The organism is Phormidesmis sp. 146-33, assembly GCF_052939515.1.
This window is the reverse complement of the sequence record NZ_JBJPHU010000080.1, coordinates 21,668-32,814: the sequence shown is the minus strand read 5'-3', so window position 1 is coordinate 32,814 and position 11,147 is coordinate 21,668. Positions and strand designations below refer to the sequence as shown.

At 49.6% G+C, this 11,147-nt stretch carries 11 protein-coding genes; 6 read left to right on the top strand and 5 right to left on the bottom strand.

Features of this window, described 5'->3' with window-relative positions; all coding sequences use genetic code 11:
* Window positions 1-41 precede the first annotated feature (41 nt).
* The 3 genes from ACJ2PR_RS24990 to ACJ2PR_RS24980 all read right to left on the bottom strand — a co-directional run bounded on the left by ACJ2PR_RS24990 (window position 42) and on the right by ACJ2PR_RS24980 (window position 4,045).
* Window positions 42-3,284, bottom strand: coding sequence for a leucine-rich repeat domain-containing protein (locus ACJ2PR_RS24990; protein ID WP_446878979.1), 3,243 nt, complete (start codon window positions 3,282-3,284; stop codon window positions 42-44).
* 69 nt (window positions 3,285-3,353) lie between these two features.
* Window positions 3,354-3,827, bottom strand: a complete 474-nt coding sequence (locus ACJ2PR_RS24985) for a type II toxin-antitoxin system VapC family toxin (protein WP_446878978.1) — start codon at window positions 3,825-3,827, stop codon at window positions 3,354-3,356.
* Window positions 3,824-4,045, bottom strand: a complete 222-nt coding sequence (locus tag ACJ2PR_RS24980; RefSeq protein WP_446878977.1) for a hypothetical protein — start codon at window positions 4,043-4,045, stop codon at window positions 3,824-3,826. Before ACJ2PR_RS24980 ends, ACJ2PR_RS24985 begins: the two co-directional genes overlap by 4 nt.
* Window positions 4,046-4,458: 413 nt before the next feature.
* Here ACJ2PR_RS24980 and ACJ2PR_RS24975 point away from each other — a divergent pair, with 413 nt between their 5' ends.
* Window positions 4,459-4,830 carry a hypothetical protein gene (locus tag ACJ2PR_RS24975; protein WP_446878976.1) on the top strand — a complete coding sequence of 124 codons (372 nt, stop codon included), beginning with the start codon at window positions 4,459-4,461 and terminating at the stop codon, window positions 4,828-4,830.
* Between the two features lie 351 nt (window positions 4,831-5,181).
* Here the strand turns inward: ACJ2PR_RS24975 and ACJ2PR_RS24970 are convergent, their stop codons facing one another.
* Together ACJ2PR_RS24970 and glmS are read right to left on the bottom strand one after the other, a co-directional pair.
* Complete coding sequence (locus ACJ2PR_RS24970; RefSeq protein ID WP_446878975.1) at window positions 5,182-5,745, bottom strand: Uma2 family endonuclease; 564 nt, start codon at window positions 5,743-5,745, stop codon at window positions 5,182-5,184.
* A 53-nt stretch (window positions 5,746-5,798) separates the two neighbouring features.
* Entirely contained in the window at window positions 5,799-7,853 is a 2,055-nt protein-coding gene (glmS, locus tag ACJ2PR_RS24965; protein ID WP_446878974.1) for a glutamine--fructose-6-phosphate transaminase (isomerizing), read from the bottom strand.
* 225 nt (window positions 7,854-8,078) lie between these two features.
* Here glmS and ACJ2PR_RS24960 point away from each other — a divergent pair, with 225 nt between their 5' ends.
* The 5 genes from ACJ2PR_RS24960 to ACJ2PR_RS24940 all read left to right on the top strand — a co-directional run bounded on the left by ACJ2PR_RS24960 (window position 8,079) and on the right by ACJ2PR_RS24940 (window position 11,076).
* Entirely contained in the window at window positions 8,079-8,663 is a 585-nt protein-coding gene (locus ACJ2PR_RS24960; RefSeq protein WP_446878973.1) for a hypothetical protein, read from the top strand.
* Window positions 8,664-9,007: 344 nt separating this feature from the next.
* The gene (locus ACJ2PR_RS24955; protein ID WP_446878972.1) at window positions 9,008-9,454 is read left to right on the top strand and encodes a hypothetical protein; all 447 of its coding nucleotides are present in this window, start codon (window positions 9,008-9,010) and stop codon (window positions 9,452-9,454) included.
* 14 nt (window positions 9,455-9,468) lie between these two features.
* Entirely contained in the window at window positions 9,469-9,630 is a 162-nt protein-coding gene (locus ACJ2PR_RS24950) for a hypothetical protein (protein ID WP_446878971.1), read from the top strand.
* A complete protein-coding gene (locus ACJ2PR_RS24945) occupies window positions 9,631-9,816 on the top strand; it encodes a hypothetical protein (protein ID WP_446878970.1) in 186 nt (61 codons plus the stop codon).
* Between the two features lie 471 nt (window positions 9,817-10,287).
* A complete protein-coding gene (locus ACJ2PR_RS24940; RefSeq protein ID WP_446871056.1) occupies window positions 10,288-11,076 on the top strand; it encodes a transglutaminase domain-containing protein in 789 nt (262 codons plus the stop codon).
* The last annotated feature ends 71 nt before the right edge of the window (window positions 11,077-11,147 follow it).

Sequence of the window (11,147 nt, the reverse complement as noted above, 5' to 3'; positions counted from 1 at the left end):
GAATTTACTGTCCTCTCTTGCATTCCGGCTTCCTAGTTTTGTCAGTCAAGCAGGGCTGTTCCCCTTTCGGGGTAATCGCTTCCTAGTGCGGTGTCGATGTCGTCGAGATCGCCTGTTTTGAGGGTTGGGAGTTTGCCGGATAGTTCTTTTGCCAGGTCAATGTCACTTTTGAACATGGCTTCGTAGTCTTTGGCTTCCATCACGCCCAGCCAAGGGCCGATGAGTGGGGTGGCAAATTTGAGAACTCCGACCATGCGACGGTAGTAGGGAGCGATCGCTTTGAGCCATTTTTGGGGTTCATCGATGGGGTAGAGTCCGCAAGGTTTTTGGGGGTCGTCGGGGTCAAGGGTGGGGTGCATACATCCGGGCATCTGGCAGTACAGTTGCAGATTGATGCGTTGCGTACCGAGTTCTTGTTCCCAGGCTTTTTTGAGGCGAGAACGATCGTCAGTTCGCAGGACAAATACGTTGGGACAGTGGGATTCGATCAGTTTTTGCTGTTGACGAAACTGCCGCAGAAATTGACTTTGCACCAGTTCTCGTAACTCATATTGTCCCTCCTGGATTTTGTCTTGTCCACTTTGGAGTTTAGCGAGTCGCGCTACAACATCCTCGTGGGTTGTCGGATGCAAGCCGAACAGAAGTTGGTTAACGAAAATGGTTTCCTCACACTTTATGCATTCGATCGTTTCTTTTGGGGGGGTGCGTTCTAGTTTTTTGATCAGGTCAGCATATTCAAATTCGTTAGTACAGCCGACGTGAGCGGGGTCGGGGCAGGGAATGAGGCGAGTGATTTGTAAACCGGGGTAGCGGCGCAGGGTGAGTTCGATGCCTTCTTTTAGGAGATCAAAGAAACTGTGGGGCATGGCACCGCGCACGGTGAGTCGTAGATATTCGGCGTTGGTGCGATCGTCGCGTCCAATTTTGGTCAAAGCCAGATGCTTTTGTTCGGTGTCCCGAAATAAGACTCCGGTACGCCAATGGATGCCGCGTCGTTCGCTCTGGTCGATCGTGAAGCGGTGTTGACGGGCGATAAACCAGGTGGGAATGCCGGGTAAGACTTCACTGAGTTGAAACTTCATCGAGATTTCTTTGCAGTTGGGTTCTTGGTGTTTGGCGTTCCACATCGATTCGTAGGCGGGTGGCTCAAAGGGTAGCCGTTCGACAATCAGGCTGATGTCTTTGTTTTCGAGGGTGCGGTAGGAGAGGTCAAAGCGTTCCATGAGCCGTAGAAAGTGGTCGCGGATCGGTGCATCCAGATCTTTCCAGAGTTGATCCATGCAGGGGCGGGTGAAGATGCCATTGCGACGAATCACTTCGTCTGATTCCAAAACTCGGCTGATGTGTTCTGTCACCCATTGGGGTTTGAAGATGACAAAATCGTTGAGGTCATCGTTGTCCTGAAAGAAGAGAATATCTCCGAGTTCGTGGAGCCATCGCACTAAGACTTGCTGGCTGAAGGCTTCTACCTGATGGTGGGTCATCAATTTCCACAACTTTTGAGGAGTCGTGTATTTTTGGTTAACGGCGCGAATGGCGTTGGCAGCGTTGAGCCAGGTAAAGGGCCAGCGTTCGCCCATTAATGGAAGTTGTGCGGCTGCGGTTGTAATGGTCTGTCGCAAATGCTCAAAGCCTGTGCGATCGCGGTTACTGATTTCACACTGTCCGATAATTTTGGGAAACTGTTGTTGCAGTTCGCTGAGGGGTAAATCAGCATCCCGTCCTTCTTCGACGTGGGTGGCGACAAGCAAAATGGGGGAGTCGGGAGCATTGGCGCGAATGGTTTTGAGCCAGTAAATCAGCTTGCAAGGTTCCCATCCTGCACGGGCGCTCCAGACCAGCAGAAACAGGGAACGGTTGGTGAGAAAAAACTGATGGGTGGCGTGGTAGATGTCTTGACCGCCAAAATCCCAGGTATTCAAGGTCATCGTGACATTTGTTTTGACTGGGTGATCTAATGTGAGCGGACGAATGGCAATGCCGTGGGTGGTATTGAGTTGGGGATCAAAGGGTTCACCTTGCAGCCCTCTCAACAGTTCTGTTTTACCGATTTGTCCCTGTCCGACGACCAGCAGTTTAGAAATCCACTGTTCGGTTAAATCTTCTCGGAGATACGCCAAAATTGCGGCGGTGCCCTGCTCCACAACTTCTGGCGGCGGAAACGTGAGGGGATTGTCATCAAGGTAAAGCTCTGTCAGATTGGACAGTTGCCCCAACTCCTTTGGCACCGCACTCAGTTGATTGTCGCTGAGGATAAGCCTTGTCAGATTGGAGAGTTGACCCAATTCTTTTGGCACCGCACTCAGTTGATTGTGGGAGAGGTAAAGCTTTGTCAGATTGGACAGTTGCCCCAACTCCTTTGGCACCGCACTCAGTTGATTTCGGGAGAGGTCAAGCAATGTCAGGTTGGACAGTTGCCCCAACTCCTTTGGCACCGCACTCAGTTGATTGTCGAGGAGGAAAAGCACCGTTAGGTTGGACAGTTGCCCCAATTCCTTTGGCACCGCACTCAGTTGATTGTCGAGGAGGAAAAGCTTTGTCAGGTTGGACAGTTGCCCCAACTCCTTTGGCACCGCACTCAGTTGATTGTGGGAGAGGGAAAGCGCTGTCAGATTGGACAGTTGCCCCAACTCCTTTGGCACTGCACTCAGTTGATTGTTGTCGAGGTAAAGCCCTGTCAGATTGGACAGTTGCTCCAACTCCTCTGGCACCGCACTCAGTTGATTGTTGTCGAGGTAAAGCTCTGTCAGATTAGACAGTTGCCCCAACTCCTTTGGCACCGCACTCAGTTGATTGTTGTCGAGGTAAAGCCCTGTCAGATTGGACAGTTGCCCCAACTCCTTTGGCACCGCACTCAGTTGATTGTGGGAGAGGGAAAGCGCTGTCAGATTGGACAGTTGCCCCAACTCCTTTGGCACTGCACTCAGTTGATTGTTGTCGAGGTAAAGCCCTGTCAGATTGGACAGTTGCTCCAACTCCTCTGGCACCGCACTCAGTTGATTGTTGTCGAGGTAAAGCTCTGTCAGATTAGACAGTTGCCCCAACTCCTTTGGCACCGCACTCAGTTGATTGTTGTCGAGGTAAAGCCCTGTCAGATTGGACAGTTGCCCCAACTCCTTTGGCACCGCACTCAGTTGATTGTGGGAGAGGGAAAGCTTTGTCAGATTCGTGAGTTGCCAGAGTTCGACGGGGAGTTCTGTTAAACCTTTGCTAGAAAGATCCAACGATGTCTGTTTGGTTTGGGCAGCATGGTGAATGATTTCGAGTAGTTCTGACTGGTTCATGAACGAGGGGAACGAGAATGGATAAGGAGTGAAGGGGAAGGATAAAACGGCTGAGGAGTGAGACGGCGATCAACCACCGCCAGAATTTCTAGACTTTGGGCCCATAACGACAATTCCATCAGGCTGAAAGATCTGCCAATCAACAATGTCATAGGTATAAACTTGTCGCACTCCCGAAACTAATGCTGTTGCAGCGTGCCTTGCGTCATGAATTCGGCGAGCCGTTAATCGATAATTTGCAGCAAGCTCTAACATTTTCTTGCCAGCATTCACCCCTGTCTCCAGTACTCGAATCGCAGACGGGTCTGCCACCAACAATCCCACAGCCTGACTTGCCACTTCTGGTGTTTGAGTGGGTTGAGCACCAATCCATGTCAATGCGGCATAAACTTCACCCAACACTCCTACCGATGTGCAGGCAGCAAACGCTCCTCGCCGAGCCGCCTCTACAATTGGACGGGCTTCAGCATGACGTGAATCGCCACTCAGCAATGCACCAATAAAAAGTCCTGCATCTAAAAACACCCAATCTGTTGTGTTCATGGGTAAATCTCATCTTTCCAACCTTTTGACACATAGCCTTCTAACACAGGCAGTGGCTGCAATTTTGGCTTAGGTTGTATGGTCACCACCTCCCCATCTGGAAACTGCACGGTGAGGGTGCCTTCTTGCAGCGCCCTACCCAGAAATTCTTCAATCGAAATTCCTGCAAGCTGATCAAGTGTAATTACTGGTGTCGCATCCATCATCAGTCGTTCCATGTCTATACAACTTAGCGCTCTGCATTTTTCAAAGCGATTAGAAAAAAAGATTCGTTGAGTTATGGTAATGGGAAATCGAGTGAAGAATATGGGGCAGAGGGCGCGATCGCCTGAGTTTGAGTTGTCATCCTTCCCCACTCAATTGTCACCGCTCAACATTCAATTGTCACCGCTCACAACGCTAATGCGTCAACCCTCTTTGGCTTTGTGCTTGCTCACAATGGCATTGTCACCCCACACCCATCAATTGTTTCTGCTGACAAAGCGATCGTGTTCACTCACCTTGACATTGTTTCTGCCCACAATACGATTGCACCCTGCACCATTAATACTGCCACAAAAAACCCGTAGTCACGTTAACAAAATAGTTCTATTGGGCACAATGCATCTACCCTTTACTACGGAGATAACCCATGTCACCCCAAAACACCAGTCGCCGTCTAGCCACCCAATCGCTCAGTCAAGATGTTGACTCACTCAACGGCTTCAACACCATTCGTGACTACAGCACCCAACGCCCAGAAGCCACCCCCCAGGCCCTACAACAGACCTATCAAGCAATGCTGGCATCCCAGCAAGCCGAAACCGAACAACTTGCCCTCTATCGCGCCGCCGCCGATGCCGCCCGTCTCGCAGAATGGGACTTTCACAACGCAGTGTTGGCCATGAAAGATGTGGTGCGAGGACAATTTGGTGCAGACAGCAACGAAGCACAAGCCGTTGGGTTAAAAAAGAAATCAGACCGCAAACGCCCCACCCGCCAAAAAGCTGCCGCTGCTAACTAGCAGATTGGGCTTATCTGATATCAAAGTCAGTTCAACAGATTTTTTCGCTTCGTTGCTGAGGGAGTCGCCCCTAAATCCCCCATTCTGGAGGACTTTGAATCAGCGTAATTTCTTTGAACTCTGAAACTTTTTCTTGGTCAAAGTCCCCCAATTTTGGGGGATTTAGGGGGCTGAAGCCGATTGAAACGAAGCGAGTTACTCTCATCGAACTGACCTGATATTAAGGTGAATTCGATAAATCCTGGCGAACCGCCCCCCAACCCCCAATTCTGGGGGAGCCGAAGTTCAAAGTTCCCTCGCTCTCACCCATCCAAGCCCCAGACGGGAAAGCAATTCTCTTCTAGAAACCCTTCACGATCGCAGCAGTTCTTTAACCACAATCAGACAGTCTGGAAACGCCAGGGGTGCAACGGTCAACGCTTCTGACAAAATCGTTTCACTTTGATAGCCCGTTGCGTTGGGCATCTGAAACACATGCAGCTTGCGATCGTTCACATCCAACACCCAATAGTCCGCAATGCCTGAGCGACCATACGCCAGAGCCTTCGTCTCGCAGTCAAACTTCAGGCTCGTATCTGCCACCTCAATTAGCAGAAAAACTTCAGCAGGTGTGGGATGGTGATCTTCGTAATACAGCGGATCAGGACGCACCACCGCTACATCGGGTTCTGGTTCAGAATAATCGTCAAGCCGGATCGGATCTTGCAGACAAATCAAAACCCGATCGCCCAAACGCTCCTTCAACAGATGGTTAACTCGGCTAACTGCGGCACGATGAGCGGTTCCTTTCGCTGCCATCTTAATAATTTGACCTTCTAACAACTCAACGCGCTCATCTGGGTGCAAAATTCCAGCTTCTGACATGCGGTGATAATCTTGCACCGAAATTTGCCGAAGGGCGATCGCAGGATTCATAAGCAGTTAGCCTTCAAAATCAACACTGTTTAATCGACACTGTTTAATCGACACTACTCAACCGTAACGCTCTTAGCCAGGTTACGAGGCTGATCGACATCCAAGCCGCGTCGCGCTGCAATGTGATAAGCCAGCAGTTGAAGTGGAATCACCGTCAGAATGGGAGACAGCACCTCATCCACATGGGGCACCGGAATCAACGTATCAAACGTGTCAGCCGCTTCTTGCTCATCCATCGGAGTCACCCCAATCAATCGAGCATCTCGCGCCCTGGCTTCTTGAGCATTCGAGAGAACCTTTTCGTAAACCGTTCCGGGCATCGCGATCGTCACCACGGGCACTTTGGCATCCAATAGAGCGATCGGGCCGTGTTTCATTTCACCCGCTGGATAGCCTTCGGCGTGGATGTAGCTGATTTCTTTGAGCTTGAGGGCCCCTTCGAGGGCGATCGGAAAGTTGATGCCTCGTCCCAAGAAAATAAAGTCTTGAGTCTCTGCAAAGTCGTGGGCTAACTGTTCGATGTAGCGCTCCTGGCTTTCGAGAACGATCTCCATCTGAGCAGGAAGCTGACGCAATCCGACGAGCAGGGTTTCCAGTTCTGCGGGTGATTTGGCTTGACGGCGATAGGTGAGATCCAATGCCAGCGCATAAAATGCCATCACTTGAGCCACGAATGTTTTAGTAGCCGCAACGCCGATCTCGATGCCCGCATGGGTGTCAATGATATTGGGGATCAAGTGACCCAGCGAACTTTCGGGACGGTTGGTGATGCCGAGTAGACGAGCTTCTAGACCCGAATCGGGAGCAAAGGTCGATCGCCGCTTCTTCTCCATTTCTAGCGCGGCTAAGGTGTCGGCAGTTTCGCCAGATTGAGTGACTCCGATCGTCAGGGTGTTGGGCACGATCGGGGCGGGCGCATAGCGACATTCTGAAGCGTAATGAACGGTTGTAGACACGCCAGCCAGTTGTTCGAGCAGATATTTCCCGACCAGTCCTGCGTGCCAGCTTGTGCCACAGGCGACGATTTGAATGTGTCCCAGGTTATCGAGCAAGCGATCGGCTAATCCCAGAGTGACGGGCGGTTTATTAATAGCGGCATCGGCGGCTGTCCAATCTCCATCAAAGTAGGCTTCTAGACAGGCTCTCACGACTCCCGGTTGCTCGTAGATTTCTTTGAGCATGAAGTGTTTGAAGCCCTGTTTCTCGACCATGACCGGGTTCCAGTTGAGCGTCCGGGGATTTTTTTTGAGTCTGTGCCCGTCAAAGCTGTAGATCTCAACGCCGAGCGGAGTCATACGGGCGATTTCACCATTCTCAAGCGGCAAAACGGCACGGGTGTAAGGCACCAAAGCAGGCGTATCGGACGCGCAGTAAAATTCTCCTTGCCCAAATCCCAGAACGACGGGAGCCTGTTGACGGGCGACGATTAATTCATCGGGATGGTCGGCAGAAATGACGGCGATCGCAAACGCCCCGTGCAGTTGATTCACCACCAGGCGGACGGCTTCGAGGAGTGAGGAGTGAGGGGCGAGGAGTGAAGAGTCCTGTTTAGAGAGGGCGAGTTGTTCGGCGATCAGGTGGGGAATGACTTCAGTGTCGGTGTCAGAGCGAAATTGGCAGCCTCGGCTTTTGAGATCTTCGCGCAGGTCTCGATAGTTTTCGATGATGCCGTTTTGGATGACTGCGATGCGCTGATCGGTATCCATGTGGGGGTGGGCGTTATATTCTTCGGGCTTGCCGTGGGTCGCCCATCGAGTGTGAGCGATGCCGATGCGAGCGGGGTTGTCTTCGCCAGCCAGTTTTTCTTCGAGATTAATCAGCTTGCCCTTGGCGCGGACACAGTGAATTTCACCCTCCAAAACGGTCGCAATCCCGGCAGAGTCATAGCCTCGATACTCTAGTTTGCGTAACCCTTCGAGCAAAATGCCGCTGGCTGCCTGGGTTCCGATGTAGCCGACAATTCCGCACATATGAGTCCACTCCTTAAAGAATCGGATCGTGACGTTCTCCGCTAATTTAGCCTGAGTTTGTGCAAGATACCAGACTGAAGGACAGATAATTTGCAACGGAGCGTCTACCGGGTGGCTGCTTAAAGGAATTAGAAACATCCCACTCACTCTCAGCTTCTTTACACTTTTGTTTCACACATAGCTAACGATTAGTAAGTTTGATCATTTTGATCACTAGTCCAGGTTGAGGTGAGAACACAAAAATCTACTAAGGAATGAGACTTGAATAAAACCGACCCTTGTGTAGGGTGTGTTAGAACAGAGCGATCGCGGATAGCTCCACATCCTTAATGTAAAAATCCTAATGTAAAACTCAAAGTAATCATGAATAGATTTGTCATCTTATGGAGTTTAATTAGTCCTGGATGTGTGAGCCTGATCGCAAGTGTGCTTTGGTTTTATCGACTGTCTTGGTATCCGGGATATCCTGATATTTGGATCTCGATCGCTGTCTATCTAGCTTATTGGCTCCCACTGGGAGTACTACAAGGAGTCTTGTTATTCTGGAAATTTCGAGATCAGCAATTTGCATATCGATGGTTCTTGACAACCACTACAACTGGGGTTCTCGTGATGCTATCGCATGATCTCTCTCTAGCCTTGATGGGTGTTGATACGAGAGGGCAAGGCGCACTAATTCTAATCCTTAGCCTGCCGTGTTTAGCAGCTTTGGGTGGGCCAATCTTAGGATTAGCTCAGTTTTTGCTGATCCGAAATCGCTATCAAACCTATCTGAGACCAAATCACCTGACCAGCAATTGGTTTGCGAGAAGCTTTTTGTCATGGGCGATCGGGTTTACTGGAATTTTAATTGCAATGAGCACTGACATGCTGCCTGCGTTGCTTCTTTTAGTTGCATTTGGCAGCGCCTTAAAAGGGTGGTTTATTCAAAAGCATTTAAGGGTGTAAATGCAACCTCGTGATTGACTGACAAAAGTTCTAAACCCAATTTACTAGAGGTCAAGGCTGGCGCACCTAGAAGAACGAAGTCTGCCTCGTAGCTAGATTTATGCAGAGTTTTATTAATTCGCGAAGGCGGATTTTGTTCTCGTGGCGGCGGCTTGAACTGCCAAGCTGGGAAAACGCCAGTTTTGTAAGGCACTCTAAAGCTTTGAAAATGAGCCAAACTTCCGAAAATTCTTCCTTCTGATGTGAAGCATAACCTGAGTCCTCTACAGCAATTTGCGGGTTTAGGTATGGCATCTACACGTTTATGAAGTCGTTCACAGCAGTTCCAATTCGACAGTCGTTCTATGAGTAAAGTTATCTCTTTAATGCACGCAGTTTTAATTATTGTAGGGTTGATAGCTGGAAGTGGAGGTATCTTGCGATCGCTCAGTCAGCAAAAAAGTCATCGTCAAGTTTTTAGAAACGCATTTAACAACCACTGGCAAGATGTGAGTGACTTACAGGTAGATAGTTCTGGAGTCTTTGAATTCAATACCGCTAACACAGTTATTCAATTTCGCAGCAGCAAAGAAATTCGTCTCAACCGCCCCGAACCAATGCAAACGCTCACGCCTGAACTGGCCTTAAAGATTTGGACTCCATCCCCCACTTGCCACAACTTTATTCGTCAGGGCGGCAACTTAAAAATTCTTTTTCGTCATGTTAGCAGGAGTGATAAACCTAATGGACTGTTGTTTATAAATCGGCCCAATACCAACGAGTACTGCTACCAAAACTGGAACTTTAGTTAACTAAGGAAAATACAATGTCAGAGAGCATAAACAGGTTGCAGTATGAAGACGATGACTTTGACAATGAATCTAGCACAGTACAAATATTTGAGCGTAGCGTGCACCACAACATGAGTTTGCATGACTATGAGGCATGGATTGATTGGGCAGAGCGCAGCCTTAACGCAGGCAGTTAGGTGAGAACTAAAGTTAAACTTCGGCGGAGAGAACTGCACTCGATCGAACTCGGTCAAAAACTTCTCAAACGAATAATTCACGACTTGCAGGAGGTGGCAGACATCGAACAGAACATTCAAGAAGAGGGATCTAACCTGACACTTGTCTTAAAGCCCCGTATCTCCCAAAGTCTGCCGCGGGAATGATCTCTCTAAGGATCGTGGATTAAATAACTCCGAAATTTCACCCTCGCCCTCACCCTCTCCTCAAAGAGCTACCGGGTACACACAAGTCCGGAATCGCTTCGTTTCAATCGGCTTCAGCCCCCTAAATCCCCCATTCTGGGGGACTTTGACCAAGGAAAGATTTCCAAAGTTCAAAGCCATGACGACAGCTCAAAGTCCCTCACTTGTGGGGGATTTAGGGGGCGAAGGGTCTCGGCAATGACGGATCAATCAACTTGTGTGTACACGGTAGCCCCAAAGAGAGGGAACCAGACTTTAGCCTCCTTCTTAGGAAGAAGGGTTGGTGAGGGCTTTGCCCCACTTTGTGAGGAGGGCGATCCGAAACTCTACAATTGTCGAAGTTATTTAATTCTCATTCCTAAGTCGCTTCTGCTCAAATCATTCTCTAATGCTAGAAATAAGGTGGCGGCTAGAAGATTTTAGGAGACTGCAATGCGCCTGGATGCTGGATGTGAGCTAGTTTATACGGCAAGTGCGCCAACCCCTCTGATTTTGATGTTGAGACCTCGCAGCGGGCTGGGTCAGTGGGTGTTTCGAGAAGACTATTTGTTAGAGCCGAGCGTTCTGATTACCGAGTACACCGATAGCTATGGCAACTTGTGTCAACGATTAGTCGCGCCACCCGGACGATTTCACATCCGCACCGTTTCGAGTGTTGAGACGGCAGATACGATCGACGTTGCCCCCGGCGCGCCCTATGTCCCGGCAGAGAATTTGCCCGATGAGGTGATTCGGTTTCTATTACCCAGTCGCTATTGTGAATCAGATAAGTTAGGCAGTTTGGCACTCAAAATTGTTGGAGATCAAACCCCTGGATATGATCAAGTAGAAGCGATTCGGCGGTGGATACAAGAGAATGTTGAATATCGCTATGGCACCAGTGATGCATCCACTTCAGCTAGTGAAACCGCAGAAAAACAAGTGGGGGTCTGTCGAGACTTTACCCATTTAGGAATGAGCCTTTGTCGCAGTTTGAATATTCCCGCTCGTATGGTGGTGGGCTATTTATATCAACTTGACCCAATGGATCTACACGCCTGGTTTGAAGCCTTTGTGGGCGATCGTTGGTACACCTTTGACGCAACCCAAAAAGAAGCACGGGGAAATCGCATTGCGATCGCTTATGGTCGAGATGCCGCAGATGTCGCACTGGCTACCCAGTTTGGAGCGATCGAGCTAAACGAGATGAAAGTTTGGGTGAGTGAATCTACTTCAAGTTAGACCCGTCTATTTAACCTTGGGGAGATGATTGTTTGTAGAGCTTAATGGTAGGAATAATTAGCACGCTATTT